Annotated in this window: 15 protein-coding genes; all 15 read right to left on the bottom strand. The window is 51.0% G+C overall.

The genetic code is table 11. From position 1 onward, the window contains the following. Positions 1-7: 7 nt before the first annotated feature. On the bottom strand, positions 8-1,396 hold the full coding sequence (gene gltA, locus Q4E64_RS04565; protein ID WP_303166526.1) for an NADPH-dependent glutamate synthase: 1,389 nt from the start codon (positions 1,394-1,396) through the stop codon (positions 8-10). After that, entirely contained in the window at positions 1,381-2,223 is an 843-nt protein-coding gene (locus Q4E64_RS04560) for a sulfide/dihydroorotate dehydrogenase-like FAD/NAD-binding protein (protein ID WP_303166525.1), read from the bottom strand. Before Q4E64_RS04560 ends, gltA begins: the two co-directional genes overlap by 16 nt. A 24-nt stretch (positions 2,224-2,247) precedes the next feature. Continuing rightward, positions 2,248-3,531 (bottom strand): amidohydrolase, encoded by a 1,284-nt coding sequence (locus Q4E64_RS04555; RefSeq protein WP_303166524.1) that lies wholly within the window; start codon positions 3,529-3,531, stop codon positions 2,248-2,250. Positions 3,532-3,543: 12 nt separating this feature from the next. Beyond that, positions 3,544-4,218 carry a class II aldolase/adducin family protein gene (locus tag Q4E64_RS04550; protein WP_303166523.1) on the bottom strand — a complete coding sequence of 225 codons (675 nt, stop codon included), beginning with the start codon at positions 4,216-4,218 and terminating at the stop codon, positions 3,544-3,546. Positions 4,219-4,220: 2 nt separating this feature from the next. Continuing rightward, entirely contained in the window at positions 4,221-5,465 is a 1,245-nt protein-coding gene (locus tag Q4E64_RS04545) for an adenosylhomocysteinase (protein WP_303166522.1), read from the bottom strand. A gap of 3 nt (positions 5,466-5,468) precedes the next feature. Beyond that, complete coding sequence (gene mtnA / locus Q4E64_RS04540) at positions 5,469-6,521, bottom strand: S-methyl-5-thioribose-1-phosphate isomerase (protein WP_303166520.1); 1,053 nt, start codon at positions 6,519-6,521, stop codon at positions 5,469-5,471. A 10-nt stretch (positions 6,522-6,531) separates the two neighbouring features. Then, the gene (gene mtnP, locus Q4E64_RS04535; protein ID WP_303166519.1) at positions 6,532-7,329 is read right to left on the bottom strand and encodes an S-methyl-5'-thioadenosine phosphorylase; all 798 of its coding nucleotides are present in this window, start codon (positions 7,327-7,329) and stop codon (positions 6,532-6,534) included. Between the two features lie 2 nt (positions 7,330-7,331). Continuing rightward, positions 7,332-8,000: an HAD-IA family hydrolase gene (locus Q4E64_RS04530; protein WP_303166518.1), complete on the bottom strand. Its 669-nt coding sequence runs from the start codon at positions 7,998-8,000 to the stop codon at positions 7,332-7,334. Positions 8,001-8,269: 269 nt separating this feature from the next. Beyond that, positions 8,270-9,562 (bottom strand): glycosyltransferase family 2 protein, encoded by a 1,293-nt coding sequence (locus Q4E64_RS04525; RefSeq protein ID WP_303166517.1) that lies wholly within the window; start codon positions 9,560-9,562, stop codon positions 8,270-8,272. A gap of 45 nt (positions 9,563-9,607) precedes the next feature. Beyond that, positions 9,608-10,291: a CDP-diacylglycerol--serine O-phosphatidyltransferase gene (gene pssA / locus Q4E64_RS04520; RefSeq protein WP_303166516.1), complete on the bottom strand. Its 684-nt coding sequence runs from the start codon at positions 10,289-10,291 to the stop codon at positions 9,608-9,610. Further along, positions 10,291-10,920, bottom strand: a complete 630-nt coding sequence (locus Q4E64_RS04515; RefSeq protein ID WP_303166515.1) for a phosphatidylserine decarboxylase family protein — start codon at positions 10,918-10,920, stop codon at positions 10,291-10,293. Before Q4E64_RS04515 ends, pssA begins: the two co-directional genes overlap by 1 nt. A 183-nt stretch (positions 10,921-11,103) precedes the next feature. After that, positions 11,104-11,832 carry a WecB/TagA/CpsF family glycosyltransferase gene (locus Q4E64_RS04510; protein ID WP_303166514.1) on the bottom strand — a complete coding sequence of 243 codons (729 nt, stop codon included), beginning with the start codon at positions 11,830-11,832 and terminating at the stop codon, positions 11,104-11,106. Positions 11,833-11,848: 16 nt separating this feature from the next. Beyond that, positions 11,849-12,553: a response regulator gene (locus Q4E64_RS04505; RefSeq protein ID WP_303166513.1), complete on the bottom strand. Its 705-nt coding sequence runs from the start codon at positions 12,551-12,553 to the stop codon at positions 11,849-11,851. A gap of 2 nt (positions 12,554-12,555) precedes the next feature. Next, positions 12,556-14,217 (bottom strand): ATP-binding protein, encoded by a 1,662-nt coding sequence (locus tag Q4E64_RS04500; protein ID WP_303166511.1) that lies wholly within the window; start codon positions 14,215-14,217, stop codon positions 12,556-12,558. Beyond that, positions 14,201-15,811, bottom strand: coding sequence for a peptide chain release factor 3 (locus Q4E64_RS04495; RefSeq protein WP_303166510.1), 1,611 nt, complete (start codon positions 15,809-15,811; stop codon positions 14,201-14,203). The genes Q4E64_RS04500 and Q4E64_RS04495 overlap by 17 nt, the downstream gene beginning before the upstream one ends. Positions 15,812-15,822: the final 11 nt, after the last annotated feature.

Here is a 15,822-nt window from a genome sequence, read left to right as displayed (position 1 = left end):
ATATTATTTATTTGTTCAAATACTCGTCGATAGCCGCGGCAGCCTTCTTGCCTGCGCCCATAGCCGAAATAACGGTAGCTGCGCCGGTAACGATATCGCCGCCGGCAAAAACGCCGGGGATAGATGTCGCCCCTGCCGCGTCGGCTACGATATTGCCGCGCTTGTTGACCTCCAAATCGGGAGTGGTATCCTTAATCAGCGGGTTCGGCCCCTGACCGATGGCCATAACCACCATATCCACGTCCAGCACATATTCGCTGCCGGGGATAGCTACGGGACTGCGGCGGCCGCTGGTGTCAGGCTCGCCCAGCTCCATTTTTACGCATTGCAGGCCCTTTACCCAGCCCTTATCGTCGCCGACAATGGCTACAGGATTATTCAAAAGGCGCAGCTCGATGCCTTCTTCTTCGGCGTGGCCGATTTCCTCTTTGCGGGCGGGCATTTCTTCCTTGCTGCGGCGGTAAACAATGTAAACTTCTTCCGCACCCAAACGCTTGGCAGTACGCGCAGCGTCCATAGCCACGTTGCCTGCGCCGACGATAGCGGCGCGCTTGCCCACATAAACGGGAGTCGCTACATGGGGGAATTGATAAGCCTTCATCAAATTTACGCGGGTCAAAAATTCGTTGGCCGCATAAACGCCGTTTAAATTTTCTCCGGGAATATGCATGAAGTGCGGCAGGCCTGCACCCGTACCAACGTAAACGGCGTCGAAGCCTTCCTCCTCCATCAGCTCTTTGATAGTGAAGGTACGGCCGATAACGGCGTTGACCACAATCTTAACGCCCATTTGTTTGAGCGCTGCAATTTCGTGCTGCACAATTTCCTTCGGCAGACGGAACTGAGGAATACCGTACATCAGCACGCCGCCGGGCGCGTGCAAGGCTTCAAACAGGGTCACGTCGTAGCCCAGCTTAGCTAAATCGCCTGCGCAGGTCAAGCCGCTGGGGCCGCTGCCGACGATGGCTACCTTTTTACCCTTGCGCTCCGGCATAGCTTCGCTCACGGCGTCCAGTCCATGCTCGCGTGCGTAATCCGCTACGAAGCGCTCCAAGCGGCCGATAGCCACAGGCTCGCCCTTAATGCCTAAAACGCATTTGCCCTCGCACTGATTTTCCTGGGGGCACACGCGACCGCAGACAGCGGGCAGCGTGGTTTTGCGTTTCAGAATCTTAAAGGCCTCGGCAAAATCTCCTTGAGCGACGGCGTGGATAAACGCCGGAATTTCTACGTTTACGGGGCAGCCCATAACGCAGCGCGGCTTGGGACAATTCAGGCAGCGCTGCGCCTCGTCCACAGCCATTTCCTCGGTATAACCCAAGGCTACCTCTTCAAAATTTTTATTGCGAACATCAGCCGGCTGCTCCGGCATCGGGTTTCTCATTCCTCCACGCATTTGCAATGACCTCCGCAGCTATATTCCAGTGCTTCCTGGTTCTTGTACATTTGCTGGCGCATTACCAGATTAGCGAAATCTACCTGATGCGCGTCAAACTCCGGCCCGTCGACGCAGGCGAATTTATTTTCTCCGCCTACCATAACGCGGCAGCCGCCGCACATACCGGTGCCGTCCACCATGATGGTGTTCAGGCTGGCGGTCGTTTTGACGCCAAAGGGTTTGGTTACTGCGGCTACATTTTTCATCATAATAACGGGGCCGATAGCCAGAGTTAAATCGATTTTTTCGCCGGCTTCCAGCATCTCGCGCAGCGGGTCGGTAACGAAGCCCTTGCGGCCTGCGCTGCCGTCGTCGGTGGTAACGATCAGCTCGTCGCTGATGGCCGCCATTTTATCCTGCCAAATCACTAAATCCTTATTGCGTGCGCCGATAATAGCGATTACCTTATTGCCCAGCTCGTGATATGCGCGAGCGATAGGATAGACCGGCGCTACGCCGATGCCGCCGCCGACGACTACCACAGTGCCGAATTTGCCCATTTCCGACGGACGGCCCAAAGGCCCTACTACGTCCAGAATTTCATCGCCCGCGTTAAAATCTTCGCACATATGCTTCGTACTGTTGCCAACAGCTTGGATAATCAGCGTAATAGTGCCCTGCTCTCTGTCAAAATCGGCGATGGTCAGCGGTACGCGCTCGCCGTATTCATCGGTGCGCACGATTACAAATTGCCCGGGCTGGCACTTATGCGCAACCAGCGGCGCTTCCACGACCATCTCGTAGACAGCGGGAGCGATATTTTCCTTGGTGATGATTTTTGCCATAATATTTCTCCTCGTATGATGCTCTTATTTATTGATCAGCCTTTGCGCGCAGGCTTCAGCCTCGGCGTAAATTTTTTCCTCGTCGAAGGTCAGCAGTCTGCCCTGCTCTACAACCTTTTTACCGGCGACGAAAACGGTGTCCACGTCGCTGCTGTTAGCTGCGTAAACCAGCTGGGACAGCTTGTTGTGGCGCGGGTACCAGTAGGGCTTGTGCATATCCCACAGCACAATATCCGCCAGCTGTCCTGCCTCTAAGCGGCCCAGCTGCGTAAAGCCCAGTGTCTTGGCACCATCCTCCGTAGCCATAGCCCAGGCTTTGGACGCCGGAACGGCGAGAGGATCGAAGGTAGTAGCCTTGTGCAGCATAGCGGCGGCGCGGCATTCCTCCAGCATGTCCAGATTATTATTGCTGGACGCGCCGTCGGTGCCCAGGCCAACGCAAATACCTTTTCGCAGCATGGCCGGTACGGGTGCGATGCCGCTGGCCAGCTTCAAATTGCTTTGCGGGTTATGCGCTACGCGCACTTTTTTTGCGGACATAATATCCATATCCTCGTCGGTCAGGTGTACGCAGTGCGCGGCGATAGTGCCCAGCTCGAACATGCCCAGGCTGTCCATCAGCTTGATGGGCGTTACGCCGTGCTCTTTAAGGCAGCTTTCCACCTCAAATTTGGTTTCGCACAGGTGCATTTGTATTTCCGCTTTATGCGCCGCCGCCGCGTTGATAACCTTCTCCAAATAATCTATCGGGCAGGTGTACGGCGCGTGGGGGCCGTAAGTAACGCGAATGCGCCCGTTGTCGTGCCCCTGCCAGTTTTCGGCCAAGGCGTCGTTTTCCGCCAGCTTCGCGTCCTTATCCGGCGCCAGTCCGATTAGCCCGCGGCACAAGTTGGCGCGAATGCCTGTTTCCGAGCAAGCGCGGGCTACCTCCTCCATAGCGGGGCCGTACATATCGGCAAAACAGGTCGTGCCGCTTTTCAGCATTTCCGCAATGCCCAGCATAGCGCCCCAGTAAATATCGTTGGCGTTCATTTTAGCTTCGACAGGCCAAATCTTATTTTCCAGCCAGTCCATTAGCGCCATATCGTCGGCATAGCTGCGCAGCAGCGTCATAGAAACGTGACCGTGGGTGTTGACCATACCGGCGGTAGCCAGCTTGCCCCTGCCGTCGATAATTTCGACATCCTCCGTATCCGCAGGCAGTTCAGCGCCTACGTAGGTAATTTTATCGTTCTCCACGGCAATGCAGTGCATTTGCCCATTGGGAGTATGTAAAAGCTCGATATTTTTAATCAGCAGCTTGCTCAAAATATCACTCCTCTATTCTTCGCCCATTTGCCGCTTGGAATAATGCTGCTCGTAAAAGCTGTGCATTGCCGCGGCGTCGGCTTCGTCTAGTTCGTACACCTTGCCGCCGCAGCTGGAGCAGATAACGGCTATCTGCGCCGCTTTTTCCAAAATTTCGGCGACAACAAGCGCGTCGTCAAGAGATTTTCCCCAGCACACCGCGCCGTGATTTGCCAGCAACGCCGCCTTGCGTCCGGCCAAAGCCTTCACCGCGGCGTCGGCCAGCTCCTGCGTACCGGGAAAGGCGTATTCGGCGCAGTTAACGCTGCCGCCGCAAATCTGTACGATATCCTCAATGATGGCAGGAACGGGACGATGCATGGCGGCTAAAGCGCTGGCGTAAATACTGTGAGTATGAATTACGGCCTGCGCTTCAGGACAGGCTGCATAAATTGCTACATGCAGCTTGCTCTCCGAAGACGGAATGCGTTCGCCGTCGATAACGCGGCCCGTATCATCCAGCAGCACTACGTCGCTGGGCGCTAAATGCTCGTAACCGCGCCCGGACGGCGTAATAGCGATGGTCTGCTGGCCTGCGCGGCAGCTGATGTTGCCCCAAGAGCCCGCTACCAACCGCTTTTCTATCAGCCTGTGCCCCATTTCCACAATAGCGGCACGGGCTTCGTTGGCAGATAAATACTTATCCATCGTTATTCGGCGGCCAGATAGGCTTTTTGCTCCTCGGTGAGCGTATCGATGCCCGCGCCCATAGCGTGCAGCTTCAAGGCGGCAATTTCCGTGTTCAGCTCTTCCGGCAGCACATACAATTTATTTTCCATAGCGCCCTTGTGCTCCAGCAGATACTTCATCGCCAGGAACTGCATAGCGAAGGACAAATCCATAATTTCGATGGGATGACCGTCGCCGCAGGCCAGATTTACCAAGCGGCCCTCGCCCAGCAGATTCAGCTTGCGACCGTCGGCCATGGTATAGGTCATAATATTTTTGCGCACCTCGTAGGGAGCAACAACGGACAGCTCCTCCAGATGATGCTTATTGACTTCCACGTCAAAGTGACCGGCATTGCACATAACAGCGCCGTTCTTCATTACCTTCATATGCTCCTTGGTGATAACGTCCTTGCAGCCCGTTACGGTAACGAAGATATCGCCGTACTTTGCAGCTTCCTGCATGGGCATTACGCGGAAGCCGTCGAATACCGCTTCGATGCCTTTGATGGGGTCGACCTCGGTAACGATTACGTTAGCGCCCATGCCTTTAGCCCGCATGGACACGCCCTTACCGCACCAGCCGTAACCGGCTACGACCACGGTCTTGCCCGCTACGGACAAATTAGTAGTGCGCATAATGCCGTCCCAGGAGGATTGACCGGTACCGTAACGGTTATCGAACAGATACTTGCAGTAAGCGTCGTTGACGGCAATCATGGGGAAAGCCAGATGGCCGGCGGCAGCCAGCGCCTTTAAACGATGTACGCCGGTGGTGGTTTCTTCGCTGCCGCCCAGCAGCTTGCCAATCAAATCGCGGCGTTCGCCGTGCAGCATATTTACTAAATCGCCGCCGTCGTCGATGATCAAGTCGGGCTCTACCTTCAGGGCTTCGCGCAAATACATATCGTATTCTTCATTAGTGCAGGCGTGAGTTGCAAAAACGGTAACGCCGCTGTCGACCAGGGCTGCGGCAATCTCGTCTTGGGTGGACAAAGGATTGCTGCCGGTTACGACTACGTTCGCGCCGGCATTTTTCAGCACCAGCGCCAAATATGCGGTTTTAGCCTCCAAGTGAATGGTTACGACCATGTTCAAGCCTTTAAAGGGCTTCGTCTTGCTGTATTCCTCATTCAAAATATTCAGCAGGGGCATATATTCCTTGGCCCAGGCAATGCGCTGATGGCCTAAAGGCGCCAGCTTAATATCCTTAATGATGCTTTCCATGTACTAAAAATCCTCCTTGCTCTGCTTATGCAGCTCTTGAATATTTTCTATATAGGGCACGCGAATCACGCCATATTCCGTAATAATACCGGCTATCAGCTCCGACGGAGTCACATCGAAGGCCGGGTTAAAAACGTCCACGCCGTCCGGCGCAGTCTGCTCGCTGCGAAAGCTTCTGACCTCTTGCGCAGCCCGCTCCTCAATGGGAATCTGTTCGCCGCTGGTCAGCGAAAAATCGAAGGTGCTTACCGGAGCGGCAATATAAAAGGGAATGCCATGGGCTTTCGCCGCCAAGGCCACGCCGTAGGTACCTATCTTATTAGCCGCGTCGCCGTTGGCCGCAATGCGGTCGGCTCCCACAACCACGGCGTTGACGCCCTTGGTTTTCATAGTCCAGGCCGCCATATTGTCCGTTATTAACGTCACAGGCAGGCCGTCCTCGCAAAGTTCGTAAGCCGTCAGGCGCGCTCCCTGCAATAACGGGCGCGTTTCGTCGGCGTAAACCCTGCGCAGCTTGCCCTGCGCATGGGCGGTGCGCAGTACGCCTAAGGCCGTACCCCAGCCGCAGGTAGCCAAAGCTCCGGCGTTGCAGTGGGTCAGCACCACTGCGTCCTGCGGTAGGACGGCGGCGCCGTACTCGCCCATTTTTTTATTGCGGGCAATATCCTCATTATAAATTTTTACAGCGGCCTTTTCCAGCTCGCCGATAATTTTACAGGGCGCGTAATCCTGCTCGTGCAGCTTTACTGCCAGCCGGTACTGCTTTTCCGCAGCCCAGGAAAGGTTGACAGCCGTAGGCCGGGCGGAAATAAGATCGGCGCGCACAGCGTCCAGCGCTCCTAAAAAGTCGGGCTTATCGGCAAGCTGACGCGCACCCAGTACCATGGCAAAGGCGGCCGCAGCGCCGATAGCCGGCGCACCGCGAACCTCCAGCCGCTGAATAGCCAGCTTCACCCGTTCGTAATCACGGCAGGCAATAAATATACATTCCTGCGGCAGCCTGGTTTGGTCTAAAAGATTCAGCACCCCCTGCTGCCAACGCATCGTTTCTACCATCGCAGGCTCCTTACAGCTTAAAGCCGCCAAATTCCTTGAGCGCTTCCGCGCAGCCGCAGCTGACCGTGGCAGGCTCATTGTAAGCGATAAAGGCGGTAATCAGCTTTTCCATATTTTGAATACTCTTGCCCATGGCCTCCACTACCTCGCTGTGAGATAAAGGCGTAGGCGAAATGCCTGCCGCCATATTGGTTACGATGGAGCAGTTAGTGTAGCACATTTCCGCCTCGCGGGCTAAAATAGCCTCCGGCATATTGGTCATGCCCACGACGTCGCCGCCCAGCATGGCGAACATTTTAATTTCAGCAGCGCTTTCAAAGCGCGGGCCTTCCGTTGCAACGTAAACGCCATGCTTATGAAAAGAAATATCGGTTTTTTCCAGGCATTTGATAACCTTTTCCCGCAGCGCCGGGCAGTACGGATAAGAAAAATCCGCATGCACTACGCCGCGCTCCGGCGTGTCGTAAAAGGTGTTGATACGGCTTTTGGTAAAATCCAGCACATTGTCGCAAACGACAAAATCCCCGGCCTTCATTTCAGGATTAAGGCTGCCCACAGCCGTGGTAGCAAAAATTTCTTCGGTGCCCAGGCTTTTCAGCGCCCAAATATTAGCACGGTAATTTACCTTATGCGGCGGCGTTTTATGCCCCACTCCATGACGGGTAATAAAAATTACCTGATTGCCTGCCATGTGGCCGATATTGCATAAAGCCTGACCATAGGGAGTTTCTACTATTTTTTGTTCAAAGCCGTTCAAGGCTTCGGGGCTGTAAATACCGGTGCCGCCAATAATAGCAATTTTACGCATACTCAATCATCTTCCTCCGTTCTGTTTAAATGTTCTATAAGATTCAGTAAAGCTTCAGGCTCGTCGATGACAAAATCGGGAACGCCCTCCAGCAATACTTTATCCAAAGCAAAGGCCGTATATTTGACGGCAGCCGTTACCGTACCGGCCGCTCTACCGCTTTGCATGTCGTAAGGGCTGTCGCCTACGCAAATGCACTCCTGCGGCTTTAAGCCCAGACGCTGGCAACCCAAAAGTACGGGAGCAGGATGCGGCTTGCCAAATTCCGTGTCCAGCACTGTAACCTGAGCGTCAATGTACTGCGACAACTCTAAACACTCCAGCCCTCGCTGCAGCATGGGCGGCTTTTTGGAAGTAACGACGGCAATTTTAAAGCCGCGTTTTTTCAAATTGGCCAGCAGCGCCTTCACTCCGGGAATGGGCTCAATCATCAAATCATGGTGTTCGCGGTTAAAAAGACTGTAAGCGGCGCGCAGCTTCTCCAGCTTATCGGGAGCATTCGTCAGCACAATAAATGCGTCTACCAAGGGCAGACCGATAGTGTTGATGATGTTCTTTCTTGCAGGCTTTAGCCCTAACACCTTTTGGCAGCTGTATTCAAACGAGGCTACGATCAAATCGATAGTGTTAGCCAAGGTACCGTCAAAATCAAAAAGAATCCCTTTAATCAAGATTAAGCTCCTTTAAACGAGTTCTATTCTTATAATTATATCATAAATCAGAACCGTATTTCAGCACATTTTTGCGAGCATATGAAGCACTGACTTAAAATTAAGTAGCGTAATTTTATACATAATAATTATAGCACATTTTTACTGTCCAATGCCTGCCAAAAACTGCATTATCCATTAGCAAAACTGTTGTAAGTATGAAAAATTTGCAACATTTCTGCTCGCATACAAAAAGCTCCGCAGCCTTTACTGCGGAGCCAGCTAACAATTTATTTCTCTTTTTCTTTGGCGAACACTACTTCCTTTGGTCCCTCATTCACCGCATCCTCCGGAATAATAACGTCGTCGAAGCTGATGCCGCGGGTATGCAGCGTATGGTTCCATTCATGATCGTGGCGGTGCCACCAGCCCAAAGCTGTAATCGGCACCCAGCTGTAAATAAACAAGGGATACAGCAGCAGATACAGCCAGGATTTCAAGGAAGCGCGGATTTTCCACAGCACTGCTACCGGGAAAATATACTGGCCGAAGCCGATAATCGTCCAAACCTCCAAGGGAATAACCTTGTACAAAATATTAGTGTAAAAAGGCTCGATGCTGTTGATATAACTGCATAGCACGAAAAAGGTAGACACCATCAAAAAGTAGGGCTGAATTAAATTAACGGAGCAGTCCAGCATTACGATGTTGCGCTCCCTGAAAGCCTTTTTCAGCATGGGCAGCAGATAGCGGTCGGCCACGTCAAAATGTCCTTGGGACCAACGCTTGCGCTGATTCCACGAAGCCTTAAAGGTCAAGGGTTTTTCGTCGTAAATAATAGCGTCGTGAGCCCAGGTCGTGGGGATATTTTCCATCATAGCCTGAATAGTAAATTCCATATCCTCCGTCAGGCAGGTTGCACGCCAGCCGTAACGCTTTAATACCTGCGTATCGAAGCACATACCGGTACCGCCCAGGCAGCAGCTCAAGCCCATATTATATTTTGCCAGGCTCCATACATGGTTGACAATCCAGAAGGATATGGCAAATACGCCGGACACCCAGGTATCCGTAGGATTTTTCGCGTCGATGTAGCCCTGAATTATTTTTTCGCCGTGGCACAAGCGGCTGTTCATTTCCTTCAGAAAATCTGGATGCACCAAATTATCGGCGTCAAAAACGCAAACGGCGTCGTATTGGCGCTCCATTCTGAACAAACGCTCAAACATCCAGGCCAAAGCAAAGCCCTTACCCTTGCCTGTTTCGCTGAAGCGCTCATGCACTAAGGCGCCGGCCTCGCGGGCCACCTGCGCCGTATTATCGGTACAATTATCAGCTACCACGAAAACGTCGTATAAAGCGTTATTATAATGCAGCCTGCGCAGGTTATCCACCAGCTGCGCGATTACTCTCGCCTCGTTATGAGCGCAGACCACCAACGCGAAGGTTTTGCTTTCGTCGTAAATCTTTACTTCCTTTTTTTTGCCGAACAAGCCGAACCACGAAACGAAGAAATAATAAACGGTAAAAAATATAATCAAAATCTGCAATGGTATCATGATTATATCAAAATAGGTGTACATGAAAAGGCTCCTTTACTCCCTAAAAGTTTTGCGCCGCCACATTTTTTACTTATTTTTTCCGGTTACGGCACGATAAACGTGGTTGATAATGCCGGCAACGGTATAAGTAAACATACAAACAAAGGGCCAGGCGCCGGGGCGTTCGAACAGCATTACTGCGCCGATAGCCAGCGCGATAATAACGGGAAGCTTATACATTGGATTGCCCTTCCCTTTAAAATCTGGGAAGCGGACATTGCTGTACATAATGACCGCGATGACCAGCGTCATTGCCGCCGTTACCGCAGCGCTGAATTGATAGCCGCTCAATACATAAGCCGCTAAAAAGCAAGCGCCCGCAGGAATGGGCATGCCTTGAAAATAACCGTGGACAACGCCCGTATTACAGTTAAAACGGGCTAAACGCAAACAACCGCCTACGGCAAACAGGGCTGCGATAACCTGTCCCAATACGCCAAGCTCCTGCAAGCCAAACTGGTAAATCATAATAGCCGGAGCTACGCCGAAGGAACACATATCGCATAAGGAATCCATTTCCTTGCCAAAGTCGCCGCCGCCCACGCCTAAGGCTCTGGCGGCACGACCGTCCAGAGAATCAAAAATTACGGCTATTACTATGAAGATGGGCGCATAGAAAAAATCGCCCTGAATAGTTTTAAAAATGGACAGTATGCCAAAAATCAAGCTGGCGGAGCTGATACTGTTGGGTATAAGACGACGGTAGTTCATTATGCCTTGATCCTCCCTACTACGGTCACGCCGCCGACGACGGTCTGCCCCTTTTTCACGGTAATCTCCACATTGCGCGGCACTATCAGCTCCGTACTGGAGCCGAATTTAATCATGCCATAGGTTTCGCCCTGTTTAAGCTTGTGCCCTACCGTTACCCAGGATACGATGCGGCGCGCCAAAAGACCTGCTACCTGAATAACCAGAAAACGCATACGGCCGTTGTCGATGCCTATAGCGTGGCGCTCGTTTTCAAAAGAGGCCGATTTTTCGTAAGCCGGAACAAATTGACCGCAGGTATAGCGTTGATATTTAATTTCGCCGTCCAAGGGACTGCGGTTAGTATGCACGTTGAAAACGGAAAGGAAAATCGTCAGCTTTAAAGCGGGCTCGTTTAAATATTCGTCGTCGTAAATTTCTTCCACGCCCATGACCGTACCGTCGGCCGGAGAATATAAAATATCAGGGTCATAGGGCATACTGCGGTGAAAATCGCGGAAGAAGTAAGCAAAGTACAACGCCAGCACGATAGGAATAACGGCCCATACCGCGCCGAACAGATAATACACGATCACGGCTACAACCAAAGATGCAATAATAAAGGGGTATCCCTCTTTGACAATAAACATAAACAGCCTCGCTTTCTCTAGCTTTATATAAACGTATCATAAATATACAAAAAGTGATGGCGGCCTTTGCGACAAAGCTCATTCCATCACTTAATTATAATACACGATATAATTTTTGTCCATGATAACCGTTAAACATTTAACATAAATAACGCCAAAAAGCAAGCAGATTTATGTTAAATCTTATTTGCCGGAAAAAATTACCTTGAGTACAAATTTAGGCAAAGCCAGCATACGGATAAAGCGGCTGGGCTGTTTATACAGGCGGAAGGCCCACTCCAGCGAAGCGTCCTGCATCCATTTAGGCGCCCGCTCCATTTTACCGGCAAACACGTCGAAGCTGCCGCCGATGCCCATTAAAATGCGCGGACGCAGCTGCGCCCTGTGCTGCAGCAGCCATTTCTCCTGCTTAGGCGCGCCTAAAGCGACAAAAAGCATATCTGCTCCGGAAGCGTTAATGGCCTCGATAATCGCAGGCTCGTCCGCTTCCGTAAAATAGCCGTTGTGGCAGCCTGCTACCTGCACTCCCGGATACAGGCTTTCAGATTTTGCTTTAGCGGCTTCTGCTACGCCGGGCGAGCCGCCGAAGAAAAACGCCTTATAGCCTTTTTTTGCAGCCAAAGCCAATAAATGATTAAACAGATCGAAACCTGCCACGCGCTCCGGCACCTGATAGCCCAAATAGCGCCCTGCCCAAACAGCGCCCGCGCCGTCAGGCAGCACCAGCTCAGCCTCCTGGCTGACGATTTTATTGTAGCCTGCATCCTCCTGACACATCATAATGATTTCGGCGTTAGCGGTGACAACGAAAGTTTGCTCCCTGGCCAGCATACGCTGCTCCAGAAAATCCACCGATTGCCGCATGGTCAGAGGATGTACGGGAACGCCTAAAATTTTTATTGGCTCTTGCATTTTTATAGCCTCACTTTTATTGAATATAGGCCTTCAGAACATCGCTATGTTTATCCAGACATAAGTATTTATATACCGGACGGCCCACGGAGCCGCGATGCAGATCCAGCTTCAGCAAATGCAGGGATTTCAAAAATTCCAGATATTTGCGGATGGATACGCGGGAAATGCCCACCTTAACGGCTACTTCTTCCGTAGTAAACATGCCGTCGATGCTGCGGATGCACTCCCATACCGTGCCTAAAGTATTTTTATCGAGTCCCTTTGGCAGACTGACAAGCACCTGGTCCTCCTGCCGGATAATAGTCTGATCCAAATCGGACTGCTCGATAATGTTCTGATCTTCTACGATATGATAGCGCTTCAGATAATTGTTCAGCGCCAGATTAAAGCGTTCAAATTCAAAAGGCTTGATAATATAGTCTACTGCGCCTAAACGCAACGCCTGCTTAATCTTATCCTTATCGTTTGCGGCAGAAACGATAATAACGTCCACGTCATAGGCGTTATCGCGTATTTTGGCCAACAGCTGCAGCCCGTCCATAGTCGGCATAAAAATATCCAAAATGAGCAGGTCGTAGCTATTGTTTGCCAAAAGCTTCAGGGCCATATCTCCGTTACTGGCAATACCGCACAGCTGATAGCCTTTAATCTGACTGAGATAATGCTCATGAAGCTGGGCTACCATTGGATCGTCTTCAACAACCAATACGTTGATCATGTTTAGTCCTCCTTCTTGACGGGCAATCGTACGGTAAAGGTAGTGCCTTCACCCTCTGCTGATTCAACTGTAATAGTACCGTTAAGATTATCGATATTTTGCTTAACCAGGAACAGGCCGAACCCATGGCCGCTGTCGTTCTTGCTGCTGAAGCCGCGCTGATAAATCTTCTTGATGGTTTCCTCGTTCATACCGGGGCCGGAATCTTCGACCACGATAACAATTTCCTTGTCAAAATCCAAAATGGACAAATTGACGATGCGCTCGCCGTCGAAATTTTTGAGAACGTCAAAAGAATTTTCAATGATATTACCGGCAATCAACACCAAATCATGTACGGACGGAACTTCCAGATCGCCGCGCAGTTCGCTTTCCTCCGTCAGCGTAAAATCGATGTCCAGCTCGCGGCTGCGGCTCATCTTACCTAGGATAAAGCCTGATAAAGTAATATCCTTCAAGCGGGTAACGACGTAGGAGACTTCGGAATTTCTGTTATGCGCAATCTCCTGCGTATAATTTTTCAGCTCGTCGTAAGCCTTCATATCGATAAGTCCCATGATGACGTGCATTTTATTCATGAATTCATGGGTCTGCGCACGGAGCGCCGTTGCATAATTCTTAAAGCCGGTCAGCTGATTGGCCATTTTCTCTACTACCGACTTTTTGCGGAAAGTAATAACAGCGCCTAAAATACGGTTGCCAGAAATTAACGGTACGGCTGTAAAGACAAAGACGATATTGCCAAATTTAGCGGTAGCGTCGACTACTATTTTGCCATCTTTAATAATATCATTTAATGAAATATGTTTCAATACATCCGTAGCATATTTGCCTTGCAGGCTGTTGATGTCGGCTATGCCTGCCTGCCGCAGCAGCTCGCGCGCTTCCGAATTGATTACGGTAATAATGCCGTTGCTGTTGACGTTGATAATGCCTTCGCGTACCGAGTTCAAAATGATATTACGCTCCTGCAGCAAGCGGGCGATTACCTCCGGCTCGTAGCCGAACAGGACCGTTTTGATGCGCCCGGCTAAAAATACCGCGCCTACAATGCCCACAATTAACCCGAATAAGGTGGTCAGCAATAAAAACATAACGGCGTCGATGGTCGAATTATTGAGAATGTCGTCCGAATAGCCCGTAACGACATAGCCGATGGTTTCGTTATTTGCATCGCGCACAAAGCCCAGAGCTTTATTAGGAATGTTATAATTTTCGCGCCAGTTAATCGTACCGCGCAAGGCGTAGCTCTCCATCAGGCTGCGGGCGCTTTCCTCAAAATTAGGCAGATTACCTGGGTTATACATAACGCGTAGATTATGATGCTTATCATAAATGGCTACGCCCGCTTCGTCAGAGTGGTCCACATCATTGACATAAGCTGTCATATAAGCGTCTGTTGCCGCACTGGGGTTACGGCTGGCGTTCTGCTGCACCAGGCTGGACTGAATTTCCTCAGAATTGCACAAAATGTTGTTGATACTTACGGCGTTGATGCTGACGCGGTCGTAAATTACCTTGGACACGCGATATGTAGTAAATAAGGACGCAGGCAGCAGCGCTACGCAAACCACAAGACTGATTAGGATGACGATTTGCTGGGACAAGGAAACTTTCTTATTAAATTTAAAAGCAATAAATTTTTCCTTAAATTTTTTCCACATCTGCAGGCACCGTCAAAAACTGTATTCCGGGATTACGCTCCAAAATCCAATTCAAAGACCATTCGTTGCTTACGAGGATTACGGGCCGTTCCTTTTTATCGTACACCAGCATACCGTTATCCAGGCCTTTAATATTGTCAATGAGCTTTTTATCTTCCGCATATACCCAACGGGCCACGGAATAAGGAAGCTGGTTCATCAGCAGCTGCGCGCTGTATTCATTAAGCAGGCGGTATTCCAGCACTTCCAGCTGCAATACGCCGACTACGCCGACGATGTAGCTTTCCAAGCCTACGCCTTTTTGGCGGAACACCTGGATAGCGCCTTCCTGGGACAGCTGCACAATACCCTTTTCAAACTGCTTGCGCTTGAGAGAATCCTTGGGCTGCACACGGGCGAAAATTTCCGGCGGGAATACCGGAAAATCCTCAAATTGCAGTTTTAAGCTATTGTCGCTCAGGGAATCGCCGATACCGAAAATACCGGGGTCAAAAACGCCGATAATATCGCCGGGATAAGCCTTTTCGACGATGGTACGTTCCTGCGCTAAAAATTGCTGCGGCTGCGCCAGCTTCACCAGCTTGCCAGACTGCTTATGATAAACGCTCATGCCCTTATCAAAGACGCCGGAGCAAATACGCATGAAAGAAATTCTGTCACGGTGGGCAGGATTCATATTGGCCTGGATTTTGAAAACAAAAGCAGAGAATTTTTCGTTGTCCGGTTCTATTATTGTACCATCTTGCAGCGTTCTAGGCTGTGGCTTGGGAGACAATTCCAAAAATTTTTCCAAAAAGCTCTGCACGCCGAAATTGGTCATAGCGCTGCCGAAAAACATGGGCGTCAGCTCGCCTGCGTTGACCTTAGCCAAATCGAAGGTGTCGCCCGCCATATCCAGCAGCTCGATATCGTTGCACAGGTTTTCGTACAGCTCCTCCCCCAGCATCTCCTTGATTTTAGGGTCGTCCAGAGAACCGGTGGTAGATTTCAGTTTGTTAGAACCGTGGCTGGTATCGTCCTCAAACAGTTCGATGGTATTTTGCAGACGGTCGTACACGCCCTTGTAATGGCCGTCGATGCCTATGGGCCAGTTGACAGGATAAGCGCGGATGCCTAAAACCTTTTCCAGCTCGTCCATCAGGTCGAAGGGATTGCGGCCGTAACGGTCCAGCTTATTGATAAAGGTAAAAATCGGCAGATGGCGGCGGTGACAGACCCAGAAGAGCTTTTTCGTCTGCGGCTCTACGCCCTTGGCAGCGTCGATCAGCATAACGGCGCTGTCGGCAGCCATCAGCGTACGGTAGGTGTCCTCGGAAAAGTCCTGGTGACCGGGAGTATCCAGAATATTAACGCGGTAGCCGTCGTAATCAAATTGCAATACGGAGGAAGTTACGGAAATACCGCGCTGCTTTTCAATTTCCATCCAGTCGGACACAGCATGCTTATTGCTTTTTCTGGCTTTGACGGAACCGGCCAGATGAATAGCGCCGCCGTACAGCAGCAGCTTTTCCGTTAAGGTGGTTTTACCGGCGTCAGGGTGAGAAATAATGGCGAAAGTTCGCCGTTTTTCAATTTTTTCTAATAGTTCCTGCATAAGATCCCCCT

Origin of the sequence: Phascolarctobacterium sp., assembly GCF_030531065.1 — a bacterium.
In the GTDB taxonomy this organism is placed as follows: Bacteria; Bacillota; Negativicutes; order Acidaminococcales; family Acidaminococcaceae; genus Phascolarctobacterium_A.
Note: the sequence above shows the minus strand (reverse complement) of the source record. Positions and strands in the feature narration are given on the sequence as shown.

Bases quoted from the DNA above. Each gene is read 5' to 3' on its own strand.
- gltA (WP_303166526.1), bottom strand. From the start codon at position 1,396: ATGCGTGGAGGAATGAGAAACCCGATGCCGGAGCAGCCGGCTGATGTT.
- mtnA (WP_303166520.1), bottom strand. From the start codon at position 6,521: ATGGTAGAAACGATGCGTTGGCAGCAGGGGGTGCTGAATCTTTTAGAC.
- Q4E64_RS04515 (WP_303166515.1), bottom strand. From the start codon at position 10,920: ATGTTTATTGTCAAAGAGGGATACCCCTTTATTATTGCATCTTTGGTT.
- Q4E64_RS04505 (WP_303166513.1), bottom strand. From the start codon at position 12,553: ATGATCAACGTATTGGTTGTTGAAGACGATCCAATGGTAGCCCAGCTT.
- Q4E64_RS04510 (WP_303166514.1), bottom strand. From the start codon at position 11,832: ATGCAAGAGCCAATAAAAATTTTAGGCGTTCCCGTACATCCTCTGACC.
- pssA (WP_303166516.1), bottom strand. From the start codon at position 10,291: ATGAACTACCGTCGTCTTATACCCAACAGTATCAGCTCCGCCAGCTTG.
- Q4E64_RS04550 (WP_303166523.1), bottom strand. From the start codon at position 4,218: ATGGATAAGTATTTATCTGCCAACGAAGCCCGTGCCGCTATTGTGGAA.
- Q4E64_RS04560 (WP_303166525.1), bottom strand. From the start codon at position 2,223: ATGGCAAAAATCATCACCAAGGAAAATATCGCTCCCGCTGTCTACGAG.
- Q4E64_RS04525 (WP_303166517.1), bottom strand. From the start codon at position 9,562: ATGTACACCTATTTTGATATAATCATGATACCATTGCAGATTTTGATT.
- Q4E64_RS04495 (WP_303166510.1), bottom strand. From the start codon at position 15,811: ATGCAGGAACTATTAGAAAAAATTGAAAAACGGCGAACTTTCGCCATT.
- mtnP (WP_303166519.1), bottom strand. From the start codon at position 7,329: ATGCGTAAAATTGCTATTATTGGCGGCACCGGTATTTACAGCCCCGAA.
- Q4E64_RS04545 (WP_303166522.1), bottom strand. From the start codon at position 5,465: ATGGAAAGCATCATTAAGGATATTAAGCTGGCGCCTTTAGGCCATCAG.
- Q4E64_RS04500 (WP_303166511.1), bottom strand. From the start codon at position 14,217: ATGTGGAAAAAATTTAAGGAAAAATTTATTGCTTTTAAATTTAATAAG.